The sequence below is a fragment of the Rummeliibacillus sp. G93 genome (genome assembly GCF_023515935.1).
Taxonomy (GTDB): Bacteria; Bacillota; Bacilli; order Bacillales_A; family Planococcaceae; genus Rummeliibacillus; species Rummeliibacillus stabekisii.
The window spans coordinates 3,135,450-3,150,910 of sequence record NZ_CP097314.1; the positions used below are offsets into that span (position 1 = coordinate 3,135,450).

13 protein-coding genes and 1 riboswitch are annotated in these 15,461 nt (G+C 36.8%); of the genes, 1 reads left to right on the forward strand and 12 read right to left on the reverse strand.

Annotated elements, in window-relative coordinates:
• Window positions 1-43: 43 nt before the first annotated feature.
• The 12 genes from M2M59_RS15900 to M2M59_RS15955 all read right to left on the reverse strand — a co-directional run bounded on the left by M2M59_RS15900 (window position 44) and on the right by M2M59_RS15955 (window position 13,806).
• The gene (locus M2M59_RS15900) at window positions 44-1,249 is read right to left on the reverse strand and encodes an ABC transporter substrate-binding protein (RefSeq protein WP_249775062.1); all 1,206 of its coding nucleotides are present in this window, start codon (window positions 1,247-1,249) and stop codon (window positions 44-46) included.
• 308 nt (window positions 1,250-1,557) lie between these two features.
• Window positions 1,558-2,313 carry an SDR family NAD(P)-dependent oxidoreductase gene (locus tag M2M59_RS15905; protein WP_147197457.1) on the reverse strand — a complete coding sequence of 252 codons (756 nt, stop codon included), beginning with the start codon at window positions 2,311-2,313 and terminating at the stop codon, window positions 1,558-1,560.
• A 93-nt stretch (window positions 2,314-2,406) separates the two neighbouring features.
• Window positions 2,407-3,606, reverse strand: a complete 1,200-nt coding sequence (locus M2M59_RS15910; RefSeq protein WP_249775063.1) for an MFS transporter — start codon at window positions 3,604-3,606, stop codon at window positions 2,407-2,409.
• Window positions 3,603-4,040 carry a MarR family winged helix-turn-helix transcriptional regulator gene (locus M2M59_RS15915; protein ID WP_249775064.1) on the reverse strand — a complete coding sequence of 146 codons (438 nt, stop codon included), beginning with the start codon at window positions 4,038-4,040 and terminating at the stop codon, window positions 3,603-3,605. The genes M2M59_RS15910 and M2M59_RS15915 overlap by 4 nt, the downstream gene beginning before the upstream one ends.
• A 182-nt stretch (window positions 4,041-4,222) precedes the next feature.
• A complete protein-coding gene (locus M2M59_RS15920) occupies window positions 4,223-5,503 on the reverse strand; it encodes a cation:dicarboxylate symporter family transporter (protein ID WP_066791026.1) in 1,281 nt (426 codons plus the stop codon).
• 151 nt (window positions 5,504-5,654) lie between these two features.
• The gene (locus tag M2M59_RS15925) at window positions 5,655-6,560 is read right to left on the reverse strand and encodes a response regulator (protein ID WP_249775065.1); all 906 of its coding nucleotides are present in this window, start codon (window positions 6,558-6,560) and stop codon (window positions 5,655-5,657) included.
• Window positions 6,557-7,783 (reverse strand): ATP-binding protein, encoded by a 1,227-nt coding sequence (locus tag M2M59_RS15930; protein WP_249775066.1) that lies wholly within the window; start codon window positions 7,781-7,783, stop codon window positions 6,557-6,559. Before M2M59_RS15930 ends, M2M59_RS15925 begins: the two co-directional genes overlap by 4 nt.
• A 286-nt stretch (window positions 7,784-8,069) precedes the next feature.
• On the reverse strand, window positions 8,070-8,798 hold the full coding sequence (locus M2M59_RS15935) for an amino acid ABC transporter ATP-binding protein (protein ID WP_305882090.1): 729 nt from the start codon (window positions 8,796-8,798) through the stop codon (window positions 8,070-8,072).
• A 20-nt stretch (window positions 8,799-8,818) separates the two neighbouring features.
• Complete coding sequence (locus M2M59_RS15940) at window positions 8,819-9,565, reverse strand: amino acid ABC transporter permease (RefSeq protein ID WP_249775067.1); 747 nt, start codon at window positions 9,563-9,565, stop codon at window positions 8,819-8,821.
• Between the two features lie 163 nt (window positions 9,566-9,728).
• On the reverse strand, window positions 9,729-10,580 hold the full coding sequence (locus M2M59_RS15945; RefSeq protein ID WP_249775068.1) for a transporter substrate-binding domain-containing protein: 852 nt from the start codon (window positions 10,578-10,580) through the stop codon (window positions 9,729-9,731).
• A 103-nt stretch (window positions 10,581-10,683) separates the two neighbouring features.
• A riboswitch (Lysine riboswitch) is annotated at window positions 10,684-10,870 on the reverse strand.
• Window positions 10,871-10,966: 96 nt separating this feature from the next.
• The gene (locus M2M59_RS15950; RefSeq protein WP_249775069.1) at window positions 10,967-12,421 is read right to left on the reverse strand and encodes a hypothetical protein; all 1,455 of its coding nucleotides are present in this window, start codon (window positions 12,419-12,421) and stop codon (window positions 10,967-10,969) included.
• 209 nt (window positions 12,422-12,630) lie between these two features.
• Entirely contained in the window at window positions 12,631-13,806 is a 1,176-nt protein-coding gene (locus tag M2M59_RS15955) for an L-aspartate--L-methionine ligase LdmS (RefSeq protein WP_249775070.1), read from the reverse strand.
• Window positions 13,807-14,093: 287 nt separating this feature from the next.
• Here M2M59_RS15955 and guaC point away from each other — a divergent pair, with 287 nt between their 5' ends.
• Window positions 14,094-15,077 (forward strand): GMP reductase, encoded by a 984-nt coding sequence (guaC, locus tag M2M59_RS15960; protein WP_066791038.1) that lies wholly within the window; start codon window positions 14,094-14,096, stop codon window positions 15,075-15,077.
• Window positions 15,078-15,461: the final 384 nt, after the last annotated feature.

Here is a 15,461-nt window from a genome sequence, read left to right on the forward strand (position 1 = left end):
AAACTAGAAAAGGGAGGTCTATGCCCTCCCTTTAAATAACAGCTTAAGGATTGACCTTAGAGTTAAACACTTGTTTGCCATCTTTGAATTCAAGTACTGTAGCTGATTTCACTGGGTGGTGATTCTCATCCACAGAGAATGTGCCTGTTACGAGAGACAAATCTTTTGTTTCCGCCAAAGCATCTTTCACTTTTTCGCCATCTGTAGAACCAGCTCTTTCAATTGCATCCTTCAGCCAATACACCGTATCGTAGCCCAACGCATTGAATGCATCCGGTGCTTGGTCTTTGTTAGCACCTTTAAAGGCTTCTACAAATTTTTGAATTTTTTCATCTGGATCTTCTGATGAATAGTGATTGGTAAAGAATGTATTATTAAGCGAATCTCCTCCAGCAAGTTCGACCATTTTTGGCGAATCCCATCCATCTCCGCCCATCAAAGGTACGGTAATACCTGCTTCTCTTGCTTGCTTGACAATCAAGCCTACCTCCTCGTAATAACCTGGAATATAGATAAAGTCAGGTTTCTTGGATTTTAGGCGTGTAAGCGTTGATTTGAAATCCGTATCTTTCGCAACATATGATTCTTCCGCTACTACTTTTCCACCATTTTCTTCTATTGTTTCTTTGAAAGATTTCGCTAAGCCTTTTGCATAATCACTGGCACTATCTGAGAAGATAGCGACGTTCTTTGTTTTTAGAGTGTTCAGGGCAAAGTTTGCTGCAATCCTTCCTTGGAATGGATCAATAAAGCATGTACGGAATGCATATTCATTTACTGAATTATCACTGTTAACAGTTACTGTCGGAGAAGTAGCTGATGGCCCAATCACCGGCATTTTATTTTTATTTGCTATTTGCACAGCTGCTACAGTATTGCCTGAAGTAGCTGAACCAATTTGCGCTACAACCTTTTCTTGCGTTGCGAGCTTGATAGCAGCAGCCGTTGCTTCCGCTGCGTCTGATTTATTGTCAATTTCGACAGGGACAATCTTCTTGCCGTCAATACCCCCGTTATCATTGATTTCTTTAATAGCAAGTCTTGCTCCTTTTGCAATACCTGAACCGTAAGAGGCCACATTGCCCGACAACTCTAGATTTAGACCAATTTTCACTTCTTTACTGCTGTTACCTTTGCTGCCTGACGTAGTGGATTGGTCTTTGCTACCGCAACCTGCCAATAGCCCTACAACTAATGAAGAAGCCAAAAATACCGAAGCATACTTTTTTAATTTACTGTTAGCGACCATCTAAAGCCCTCCTTTGATTACTATATTCCAAATATTTTGAAAATTTTATTTAGAAGATATTTAGGAATATAGTCTTTCTATCTAGCAATACTTAATACTTATCATATTGTAATGTATTCCTTTCTATTCGTCTACATAATTTTTTATAAATTATAAATATTTAAAATAGTAAAAAATGTATTATATTAATCAATCCATTTTGTTCTATATTATGGTTCCAGCGCTTCTAGTATACCTTTATAAAGAAATGAAAAAATCAAGAAGGAATACCCCTTCTTGATTCATTGATAAATGCTATAGTGAGAAAATTAATGAAGCATAATAGAACCGCCATCAACCATAAAGGTTTGGCCAGTCATATATTGAGAATCCTCTGAAGCTAAGAATACAGCTACACGGCCGATATCTTCTTCCACATCGCCAAAACGGCCCAATGGAATTTTACTTCTTACTGCTTCATAGTATTCTGGTTGGGCTTTTGCCCATGCTTGTACACCAGGTGAGTTGGCAATTGGGCTGATAATGTTTACATTAATGCCAAAGCGGCCCCATTCATTTGCAGCAACACGAGAAATACCACGAATTGCTTCTTTTGCAGCAGCATATGAACCTTGTGTTTCATGACCATTAATACCAGCGCCTGAAGCAAAGTTAATTACATTGCCTTTTGTTTCTTTTAAATAAGGAAGCGCTGCTTGCATTAAATAAAATGTTGGGTAGAACCCTGTATTGAATGACAAATCTAAATCTTCTTGTGTTATGTCTTCAATAGTAACTTGCTTAGAAGCATGTGCATTGTTTACTAATACATTCAATTTTCCGTATTTCTCAACAACTGTTTTTATGATATTTGGAAGATTTTCACGATCCATTAAGTTCGCTTGCATGAACATAGACTTTGGCGAGATTGCTTGCAATTCTTTTTCCATTGCTTTGCCTGTCTCTTCATTTAAGTCAACAATCACTACGATTGCTCCCTCTTTTGCCATCGCTTTCGCCATGCCGCTGCCAATACCTCCAGCTCCTCCTGTAATAATAGCAACTTTTTCATCTAATTTACCCAAAAGTAACAACTCCTTTCCTTCAATACACACTATTTTAGCACTAAAACATTTAACGTTAAAATAATATCTATATCTATACTGGTTTTTTTTGCATTAAACCGGTTTATTCTCCATTAAAAGATGATCTTTTCGGCCATGGAGCAAGAAGTATAGAGCTAATGTGATAAAAATAAATATCCCTAAAGAGATATATAGTTTTCCGTAGCCGATAAGCGGGATAATAAAACCAAGTAAATATGGCCCGATACCTAAGCCGCCGTCCATTGCGATAAAGAACGTAGAAGTCGCAAGACCCATACGATGAGAAGGTGTTACTTTTACGGCGATAGCTTGTGCTGAAGATGATAAATTACCGTAACCTATCCCAATAATAGCACCTGCAGCTAAAAGAACAAAATTGCTATGCGCAGTACTTAGTAATAGCAAACCTAAGCCAAAAAGAACAAAGCAAGGATACATGACAAAGTTAGCACCCTTCGTATCCATTAACCGTCCACTGAATGGGCGTGTAATTAAAATTGCAATTGCATACACAACAAAGAAAAAGCTAGAAGCTTCTACTAAGTTACGAACTTTTGCAAAGAAGTTGATGAATGATAAGATGCCTGCATAACCTAATGACATACAAACAGTAATAATAGCAATCGGAATTGCTTTTGGCTCAATATATTGAGAAATAGAGAAACCTTTTGATTCCGCTTTTGCTTCAGGAATCAATTCCATAGGTGGAACTTTTGTTGTAAGGCCTATTATTAAACTAATAACACCTAATAGTACACAAACCGCAAAAATCATATTGTAAGAAGTATGTTGACTCATTAGAATTCCGATAAATGGCCCAATCGCTGTTCCTAATGTTGTACTCATACTGTAATAGCCAATGCCTTCCCCTTTACGAGAAATCGGCAGTACTTGCGCAACAATGGTACCAGTTGCTGTAGAAGCAATCCCTACGGCAAATCCATTTACAAAACGAGATAAAAGGAGCACTGTGATGCCCGCGTGGATAAAATACAAACATAATGTAGCAATAAATAGAACAAGACCTACAATCAGAACATGTTTACGGTCAAAATGGTCGATAACCCTCCCCGTCCCAAGTCTTCCAATCAATGTACCGATAATATAAATCCCTGTTACTAAGCCCGCTTGGCTAGTAGTTGCATGATAATCTTTCACTGCAAATGAGGCAATAGTTACCATTAATAAGTAGAAAATTAATAAAATAAAAAAGTTAATTAAGGACATGACAATAAAATCTTTTGTCCAAAGCTTTTCTTTAGCGTGACTCATTTATTTTCCTCCGATCTGGTAGATAAATTTCTTTTGATTTTTTGCAAAGTATGAATAAATGCAAGTTGCTCTTCTTCTCCCACATCTAAGAGCAGTTGTTGTTCAAAAGCATCCACTGTGGAGCGGATTTCATTGAATATTTCCATACCTTTATCTGTCACCACTAACCGTTTTTCTCGTTTGTCTTGCCCTTGGATGGTGTCGACATAACCCATTTCGATTAAACTCTTCATAGTTCTTGCGATATTCGGCTTTTCAACACCCATAATACGTGCAATTTCTACGGACGTAGCAAATTCGGTCATGACTAAATAATATAAAACGGACCATTGAGTTCGATGCAGCCCATGCTTAGAAAGCTGCTCATTTAACTGTGTTTCAAATGGTCGGTAAGTTAAGATTAGCTCATGAAAAAGTGTGCGATATTTTTTCATATACCCTCCATATAGTTAACAATGATAACTAAAACAACTTTTTCATTGTATCAGAATATAATTTTAAAATCAAGTAGCCTTGTAGGATTAAAGGTTTACCCTACTTCTGCTTTTCTGCCATAGTTTCTTTCTAAGCAAAATAAAAAAGGCTACAGCCATTATAATGGCTGTAGCCTAAGTTTTTACACTAAATTACTATTTTTTTCATTTTCAAAATAGTTATCATATTTTTCTTTATCCAAACGACCTTCTGATTTAGCCATAACAAGTGATGCTAAAGAGTTACCTGTTACGTTTACAGCTGTACGTGCCATATCAAGGATACGGTCAATACCAAGGATAAATGCTAAACCTTCTAAAGGAATACCTACAGCTCCAAGAGTTGAAAGCAATACAACGAAGGATACGCCTGGAACACCTGCAATACCTTTTGATGTTACCATCAATGTTAATACCAATGTAATTTGTTGACCGAGACTTAAGTCAATTCCATACATTTGTGCGATAAACAAAGCAGCGATTGCTTGGTATAACGTAGAGCCGTCCAAGTTAAATGAATAGCCTGTTGGTATAACAAAGGATACGATATCCTTTGGCACACCTGCTTTTTCCATTTTCATCATAATCCGCGGTAAAACTGTCTCGGAACTAGATGTAGAGTAAGCAAGTAAAAGTTCGTCTTTTAAAATGCGAATCAATTTAAATACACTTAGACCGAAGATTTTTGCCACAATGCCCAAGACGACCACAACAAAAAGAATCATGGCTGCATACACAAGAATAGCCAACTTGCCCAGTGGAACCAACGATTTAATACCGAATGTTGATACTGTAACAGAGATTAAAGCAAATACACCGATTGGCGCAAATTTCATGATTGTATTTGTTACCCAGAACATAGCATCTGCCACTCCTGAGAAGAAGGACAATACTGGTTTCCCTTTTTCTCCGATTGCAGCAACACCTAGTCCAAATAATACTGAGAAGAAAATAATAGCAAGCATATTCCCTTCAGACATCGCTTGTATTACATTCGTAGGTACGATATGGACGATTGTATCAGCAAATCCGCCACCAGATTTAACACTTTCACTTGTCTCTACATAAGAGGAAATATCCCCTTTTGTTAAATGATCCATGTTAACGCCAGTACCAGGATGGAAGAAATCGGCTACAAAAATACCAATTATGATGGCGAATGTAGTAATTACTTCGAAGTAAACAATTGTTTTGATCCCTAATTTACCTAGCTTTTTCAAGTCACCTTGTCCAGCTACCCCTAAGATCAATGTAGAGATGATAATCGGTACGACAATCATCTTAATCATGTTCATAAAGATAGTGCCGACTGGTTGAAGATATTTGGGTACGTTTTCATTTCCGTAAAAAACAGCACCTACTATAATACCAAGAATTAGCCCGATTAAAATTTGCCAAGCCAATCCGATTTTTATTCGTTTCATTCAAGTCACCCCTTTTAAAAATTACAACTTTTTTGTGAATTATTTTTATTGTACCTAAGACATATAAAATCCGACACCATCCGACATTTTTTATGAAATAAAAATTCAAAAATATTTATTCAACTTAAAATTTTTAAAGAGAATTATAACATCATGCATCATAACGTGGCGGGTGTTTGAATTTTTCTTCTGCATCTACATACAGCACTTGAAGAAATTTTTTCACATTTACTTTCATCTTCTTTGGCGTTAGAGCCTTCTGTTGTATGCCGTTCATTAAACCTCGTATTTCGGCAAATTCGAAATAACGAGGTGCATAATACTCAAATTCCGGATTCGTATAGTCTACTACCCCTAAAGTTGCTAAATTATTCATAGCAATCACTAGCGTACGCCGAATTCTTTGCTCAATTGCTTTACTTTCCTTAATAATTTCAGAGCTGCTTAATTTTTTTCGGCATGCCAATTCTTCATATAAGTCTTTTAATGGAGGAATTTGCCTTGGTTTATCTTCTCTCGATACTAAGAATTCAATGATGGTTACAATATCATCGCTACCTGCTTCACCAACGATTCCCATATCATTTAATATGGAGAAAACCACATCCTTAATCGTTCGATGTGACTCTTCTCGTGTTTCTGCTTCGAAATTTAAGAGTGATTTACGGATGGTCAATAGGGATTTCTTTAATAAAAAACGCTCTGACGTTTTTTTAAGGATACTTTGCACTTCAATTTTGTTGATTGGTTTATGAATAAAAAATTCAATGTCCTTTTCGTATGCATGGCCCACCATTTCTTTATTCTCTACCTGAGATATCATAATAAAGTATCCTTTAAAACCTTGTTTGCGCAATTGTTCAATTGTTTCAATACCATCTAAATTAGGCATCAGTAAATCAATCAGCACAAAATCTGGATCACTGGATAAAATCGACTCTATAGCACTAATACCACTATCTGCCTCACCGACAATGACCCCCATATCTCCTTCCAAAATAATTTGCTTTAGCATACGGCGGCTCGCCGCATCGTCATCGACTATAAAGTATCTCATCTTTGCTCAACCCTCTTTTCTATGTTTTTCTTTGGAATCCTTATATGAAAGGCTGTGCCGTCTGCTTGATCTTCGAGCCTAATTTCTCCTTCAAGCATGTTGATTATTTCTTTTACATGTGAAAGGCCAATACCAGTAGCCGCAACGCCTTGTTGATTGTATTTTGTTGTAAAACCCGGTTCAAAGATAATATCCATATCTTCTTCTTTAATGCCAGTCCCATTATCTTGCACTTTAAAATGAATCATATTCCCTTCTGCCCATATAGACACGCTTATCATGCCAGAGTCCTCGATTGCTTCCACAGCATTTGCAACTAAGTTATTAAGAATGGCTAGAATAGGATTTTGCTGGGATAGGATAAAATCGACCGTCTGAGTAGTTTTGAGTTCCACTCTTTTATTTAACATGCCGCCATATTTAAAATTTGCCTTTTCTACAAATTCTACAATATTCGATAAATAGTACTCCTCATTTGTTTTCACTAGAGATATGTCTGAAAGACCTGAAAAGATTCTTTGTGCATCCTTTTTCACCTCATGGATTTCCTGGGAAATATGGAGCGCACGTACACTAAGCTTTGATTGATTATCAGCTTTCAATGTTCGATAAAAGTCATAACTATCAGCCATAATTTGTTCGATATGATTCATCATTTTTTGCAAATAGAGCGTTTCTACGTATAAGCCAGAGTCGAGTGATAGTTGTTCACCTACTCGTTTTTTCTCTTCCATCGCAATGATTGAACTAAAAATACCCACAACAAAAAAGCTTCTTAAAAAAGCAACCATCACAATTAAGAGCAGATCAGAAATACCTATATTGGTAACTGACATAAGGTATCTCAGCATATGCTCCGCAGTGTTCGCCACAATTTCAATCCCTGTAGCGATTAAACCTAATTTAAATGGTGAATCAATAAATTTCTCCAGCTTTATGAATTGAAATAGGAGAACATACAAGAAGTAATAAAAAAACGCAGGAAGATGTTCTTGAAAACTATTGTCCCACGTGCCACTGTAAAATATAACTGAAATAATGAGACGAAAAAGAACTACGGTTATCCCCGTTATAATACCTGTTTTTAAAACGGACTTTGGTTTCCGAGCTAACAGAAGCACTAAAAAAGTTATACTGCCTACCCCAAAGCGAAACGGTTCGCCTTGAAAGGGAGAGAGTTTAATTTCGCTACTGACAGCTGTTAAAATAGCGATCAATAGCATCCATATCGTTTCCGACTTCAACCAATTTTTTTGACTAATGCCTATGGAGATTCCCCTCCAATCAGATAATATATTCTCTTTATATTACCATGATTGCACTAGAATGAAAAAATACGGAGAAACTTATAAGTCATATAAACAACAAAAGACGATATCCACGCTACTAAGGGCGTGGATATCGTCTAACTGTTAGCTCATTTGATCAATGAGCTTTTATGAAAATAAATAGGTGTTTCGAAAATCATTTTGGATTTCTAGAAACCATTTAATAGTTCCCTGTATTTTGTTATGCTCTTTGCAAAAATGCCCTTGTACGCTCATTCTTAGGTTGATTAAATACCTCTTCTGGCTTGCCATCTTCTACGATAACACCTTGATCCATGAAGACAATACGATCGGAAACTTCCCTTGCAAATTCCATTTCATGTGTCACTATAATCATTGTTAAACCTAGATTCGCCAGCTCTTTCATCACTTTCAAGACTTCCCCTACCATCTCAGGGTCTAAGGCAGATGTCGGTTCGTCAAACAGTAGCGCATCAGGCTGCATAGAGAGGGCTCTGGCAATGGCTACACGTTGTTTTTGGCCGCCTGAAAGCTGATGGGGACGAGCATTTTTGTAACGATCCATCCCGACAACCTTTAAATATTTCATTGCCACTTCCTTCGCTTCTTCCTTTGGCCGCTTTAACACTTTTATTGGTCCTACCACACAATTGCTTAATACATCACAGTTATTAAACAGATTAAATTGCTGGAATACCATGCCGAGGTGAGTACGGTATGTATTTAAATTATGCCCTTGGTCCAGTATATCCTGTCCTTTATATAAAATCTTTCCGCCAGTGGGTGATTCAAGCAAGTTAATACAGCGCAGCAGTGTTGATTTCCCTGAGCCCGAAGAGCCAATCACACAAACTACTTCACCCTCCTTAACAGAAAAGTTAATATCTCTTAATACCTCATGTGATCCAAAGGATTTATTGAGATGCATGATATCGATAATGTTTTCCATAGAATCCCTCTCCTTTGTTATTAAGATGCCTTCTGTCCTGTCAGCATTTCTTGATTATCTATCAGTTGGTATGTTGCATTGCCGGCAAGTTTTCTTTCGAAATATCTCAATATTTGTGTCACTATAATCGTCATAATCAGATAAATAATACAGGCAACAAAGAATGACTCAAAGTAGCGGAAGTTATTGCCTGCTATTGTCTTCGTTTGGAAGAATAATTCCGTAACACCGATGACATTTAACACTGATGTATCTTTAATATTCATAATGTATTGATTGCTTGTAGCTGGCAAAATATTGCGCATTACCTGTGGCAAAACGACATGCACCATCGTTTTCCAATGATTCATACCAATCGCGCGTGCTGCTTCAAATTGTCCATTGTCGATGCTAATAATGCCGCCTCGTACGATTTCTGCCATGTAAGCCCCTGTATTGACAGAAACAATGAACATTGCCGCAAATGTACGGTCCATATCAATGTGAAATAACAGGTCAGAGCCAAAGTATACGACCATTGCCTGCACAATCATCGGGGTGCCCCGGAAGAATTCCACATATACCGTTAAAATGAAGCTTATGCATTTTAAAAATATTCTCTTTACTCTACTTTTGCTTTTCGGGATTGTATGAATAATACCGATAATTAAGCCAATTAAGGCGCCAAAAATTGTACCAACTGTCGCAATGAGCAACGTCATCCATGCGCCTCTTAAAAACATTGGCCAGTTATTGACGATAATTTCTATAAACCATTCTAAACTCATCTATTTTCCTCCTCCAAACAGCGCCTTAACAGATGCTTATGTCTCTCGGATAACAAGCTTTAATCAATGCCATATCCTTTCGGCGTGAATGTTACATGTTAAAGCGCAATTGATGCAAAGCTAGTGAAAGCTGAAGAGGACTTTCACTAAGTTAACTTTTGCATTATTTGGCTGCTGGTTGTTGTTTAATGGCATCATCCATCATTTTTGTACGCTCTTCTTCTGAGATGCCTTTTAGTATTTCATTGATTTTCTTTGTTAATTTGCTATCTTTCGGAATACCCACTGCTGTTTGTGTATCTTCTGCCGCTGTTTTAAATCCTTTACCTTCGCTAAATTCAACCATTTTAAATTGATCATTGGCAGAAGTTGCCGATACTGCTTCTGGTTTCTCTGAAACATATGCATCCATCTTGCCTGCTTGTAAAGCCACACGCATAGCGGAGAAATTATCCGTTGCTGTTTGTTTTTTTACGCCTGGAATTTGATCAATAACTGTGTAGTGGAATGTATTTAATTGAGCTGTTACTCTTGCCCCTTTAAAATCTTCAATTGAAGTGGCGTTTTCATATTTACTTCCTTTTTTAACGACCATCACTAGATGAGATGTGTAGTAATTGTCAGAGAAGTCGATTGTCTTTTTGCGTTCTTCAGTAGGAGACATTCCTGCAATAATTGCATCTATCTTACCTGAAGCTAAAGCTGGCACTAAACCGTCCCATTCCATTTTAGAAATAACAAGTTTTTTCCCTAAGCCATCTGCAATTTTTTTGGCAATTTGAACATCATACCCACCTGCATACTCAGCGTTCCCTTGAATGGCAACCGCACCATTAGAATCGTCACCTTGCGTCCAGTTAAATGGCGGATAACCTGCTTCCATGCCGACTGTAAATGTGTCGCTTCCTTTGCTGCCTGAAGACTTTGCATCACCTGATTCTTTAGAACTACACCCTGTTAAAATTAACACAGCAATTAGTAAAATACTTGATAACAGTGTTCCTATTTTTTTCATATTGATCTCTCCCTTTTTTCTAAATAAAAAAGACTAGAATTATAGACCCGAGTTGAACTCAGGGCTACGTAATTCTAGTCCTAAATCCTCTACTTATATCCCAATTTGAGATAGCACAACTCAATAAACCATAGAAATTTATTGAGACAGTCCTGCAGTTATTCACTGCAGACCCAGCATGCAACAATGAGAAACTTGTTACACACTTCGGCAATATTTCCTTCTTCTTAGACTCATCGCTTTCTCTAACTCCACTAAGAACTAATAAATACTGCGCCTCTACCTCACCGTATAAGTGAGGCTATATTTAGTTATGTTTTAAACAGTCTACAATAGGGATGGAATGTATGTCAATAATATTTCAACAATTTAAAAGATTCTATCCATCAATCTTCCTCATATTCTTCTTCTGCATAATAGACTTCCCCGCTCATAGCATTAATAGCCATGATTTCTTTTCCAACTGGAAATTCTGCTTCATAAGTCAAATCGTATATTATTAGGTCTTCATCTTCTTCATCATTGACCTCAGTTCGTGCAAGATGCATTTCCAGCTGTTCTTTAAATTTAGCGTCGGCTTCCTCTAAAGGCAGGACTGGTACAATGTCCAGGGTATTTAACTTCCCTTCGTTTGGCAACAGCAGCGAACATTCACGAATAATCCCCGTATATTTCCCTACATTGATATGAATGGTGTAATCACTTAATAGGACACCCTTATGCTGTCTTATAAATGAAAATGTTGTATATGGCTCAAAGTCAAAGTCTGCGTCAAACTCATCCTCTTCTTCTAACTCCAACTCTTCAAAGAATTGTCGTTCCTCTTCTGACAAGTCTTCTTCTGTTATTATGCCATATGACGAATACTCCATTTCCCCTTGCTGTACTTCTAACAGGTACTTTTCATGGACATCCCCCACAATCGCCTCTAGGAACATTTTTGCTTTATTAGCTAATGTAGCTTCTGGCAGTTCTTCTTTCTGCTCTTCCCACTCTACCAGCGATTCGTATTCCATAAACATAGAATCTATGTTTTCAATTTTAATAACAGGTTCTTCTTCATCGATGTTTTTCGAATTGCCTGTATACCAAAAACGATTCGCCCCGTCCTCAATCAATTGCATATCATCAGTTACACCAAGCAATGTCTTTACGCTCTCGGTTACTGTAACGGGCTCAAAGGAATTCGCATTTTGCTCCCCATATTCCATAAAATCTTCTTCGTATTGGAGACTACCGTCTACATGTACTCTAAAAGTCCCGCTTTTTGGTTTGTAGAGAAGCTGTAATTCCCCATTCAAGTCTGTAATCGCAAGTTCGACAAGCGGTTGTTCAAAAAGAATTTCCTTAGCATCTTCAGCAGAAATCTGAATATCTGGATAGGCTAACTGATAATATGACTGATTAAAAGTAGCCGACAGGATAAAACCTTGTTTATTTATTTCTAACGTCACACCTGAATTAGGCAAGAATAGATTTAGTGCAACATCTTTTGCTTCAAACGTTAACAAGTATGATTCACCATTCCATTCAGAAATACTGCGGAAAGTAAGATCCTTTTGATAGAATTCATCTATAAAATCTTCCGCAATTCCCATTAAATCCTCTTGGGTTAATTCTTCATACTCATCAAGTGACACATCATTGTGTTCCAGGATGTCTTCCATTTCAATTAAAAGTGATGCTAATTTTCCGTCTTCTGTTACTTCAATTTGCCCATAAGGAAGCTCTCTATTTAAGTCAACAATTTCTCCAACTGTTGGATCGTCCTCATCGTACTGAATAGCAATGACTGGACGTCCAATCATATAATCGCGTAATATAAATTCCCAGCTCTTCATTGGTTTTCTCCCCATATTCATTTAATTTTCTATATCTAATTATCAATTGGTTATTATTGTTCATCTATAATAAAAGTTCTCTTTCTACTAAAAGTAGGATCTTCTTTGTTAATTTTACAGTGCTACTACTAAAAAATTCTACCATAAATAATACGTTTGGGCTTAATCAAATCAAAAAAAAGCCAGAGGATTTAATCCTCTGGTCCGTTTTATAAAACATTTTTTTCCATAAGTTCTTTTTCATACCGTTCAATTTCTTCGATTGAATCTGCATACCAGACTCCGGTAAATCTTGATGGTATTTTTTGCTCGAAATAATCTCCATCATAGTAGGCTAATGGGAATAGTACGCCTTTTTCTACATACTCTTTTATCGCTGTATAGAATGCATCACGTTGATCATTTGATCGGTAAGCTAAAAACTTGTTTACCGGCTTTCCAAGTTGTTCGTGCAGCAATAACATGGATGTAGAACCATTCTGTCTAAAGTTCAAGTCGATAGCTTTTACTTGCCCATTCTTTGTTATTACAAGGTCAAACCCCGCTACACCGATAAACCCTTTTTCTACGCCACAGTCCATAATTTCTCGACCTGCCTGAATGATTTCTTCCGGTACATTTTCTACTAGCACATTACCACTGTACTTTCCGTTGTCATCTGTAATTTGCTTTGATGCACCAATAAATTTTATCCCTAGTTCCTTAGAATAAAGGTATTGGCAGCAATAATTTTCTTCAATATCAAGACACTCTTCAACAATAACCATTTTCGCATCTTCACTTTTAAACTTGTGGATGGCCTCGGCTAGCTGATCGTCAGTGTGACAAATCATCACGCCATAGCCCCCTGATGAAGGCAAGTCTTCACCTTGTTTTAAAATAAGCGGTAGCTTCCATGATTTAAGCTCTTCCTCTAATTGATTTATACAAACAACGTCTCGTTTAGGGACATACTTTTTTGGAATGATAGCATCAATATTGGCCTTACAGTTCAAATAATTAAACATTTCTGCATCCATCCAATAACACTCTCGATTGATTTCATCTTCATCATATAAATAATGGAAAACTATTTTCTTTTTCTCTTGACTCCACTTGTGCAAAATAGCTTCATATTCTTCTTGGTTTCCATATTGATAGGGTTGTTCAGGAATTTCTACCCCTACTATTTCGAACAGTTCTTTGATTTTGTCTGTTTGCGTGGCTTTATGAACCAGCGTTGGCAAATTTGAGATAACTAATTCTCTAGCTGTTAAAAAGTCTAATTGTTCCATATCTTGGGACATCCATGGGTTTTCTTTATATGATGGTCTTGGGCTATAAACGGCGTCCTCTCCGTAAATTTGCTTCAATGTAAAGGTTGGTTTCACGACTAGCTGATCCATATAATCTTCTCCTTTTCTATAACCATAATATGGCTGTTTTTTTAGTATCTATTGTGTTTCAGTCAGTTGATTGAATCTTCTTTAGGCAATATAGCTGTATAGCTTTCAAAAATCCCTTACAAGGATGCTATTAATTACCCCTTACTCTCTAACAAGAAACTATATTTCAAAAAGATAACTAAAATCTAAAAGACCTTTACAAATAACTAAAAATAATGTAAATTATCAAATGGCGAACGTTTTATAAATAAATAAAAAATAATATTCGACTTTAGGGGTGTTCCTTTATGGATAATGTATTTGATTACGAAGATATTCAGTTGATTCCTGCAAAATGTATTGTGAATAGTCGATCAGAATGTGATACAAGTGTGACACTTGGCGGACATACTTTTAAACTTCCAGTGGTCCCTGCAAATATGCAAACGATTATTGATGAAAAGGTAGCAATCCAGTTAGCTGAAAATGGCTATTTCTATATCATGCATCGTTTTAATCCGGAACAACGCGCAGACTTTATCAAAGATATGCACGCACGCGGTTTAATCGCATCTATCAGCGTTGGTGTTAAATCGGAAGAATATGACTTTATTGAGACATTAGAAAAAGACGGGCTAACACCTGAATTCATTACTATTGATATTGCTCATGGACATTCCAATGCAGTCATTAACATGATCCAGCATATTAAAAAACATCTCCCTCAATCATTTGTCATTGCAGGTAATGTTGGAACACCAGAAGCAGTTAGAGAATTAGAAAATGCTGGTGCAGATGCAACAAAAGTAGGCATTGGACCAGGTAAGGTATGTATTACTAAGATTAAAACTGGCTTTGGCACAGGCGGTTGGCAATTAGCTGCACTTCGCTGGTGTTCTAAAGCTGCTACTAAACCAATTATTGCTGATGGAGGCATTCGCACACACGGTGATATTGCTAAATCTGTACGTTTTGGCGCTTCTATGGTGATGATTGGCTCTCTATTCGCTGGTCATGAAGAATCACCTGGCGAAACAATCGAAATAAACGGCAAACTATATAAAGAATACTTTGGCTCTGCATCTGAATTTCAAAAAGGGGAACGTAAAAATGTAGAAGGCAAAAAATTGCATGTTGAACATAAAGGGCATTTAAAAGACACCCTAATTGAAATGGAACAAGATTTACAGTCATCTATTTCATATGCAGGCGGTACAAAACTAGACGCAATTCGCAATGTTGATTATGTAATTGTAAAAAATTCAATTTTCAACGGAGATAAAACATATTAATTTTCTTTATCAGACAAATAAAAAAGCCCTCTACGTCATGCCATATGCTGATCGTAGAGGTTTTTTTCTACCCATTATTAAAAATATTTACTATTATCCGATAAATATTTTGGAAAACTATCACTATACGATTCTTTATGTGATAAAATTAGCTCGCAATTAAGGTAAAAGACACTCATATGCACTATGTACATAACAGAATAAGGTAAATAAAGGATCTAAAATCCACATGGCATAGGCTTTTAACCTTTTCTAAAAACATGAGTGAACCCAAAAGTCTTGATAGGAATCAGCACCCTTAAAGTAATTTGGTTAATGAATGCTCAGCGGACTTCCAACGAGTAAAGTAGTCACTAAACTTTCTTGCAGCATATCAAAGTTTTA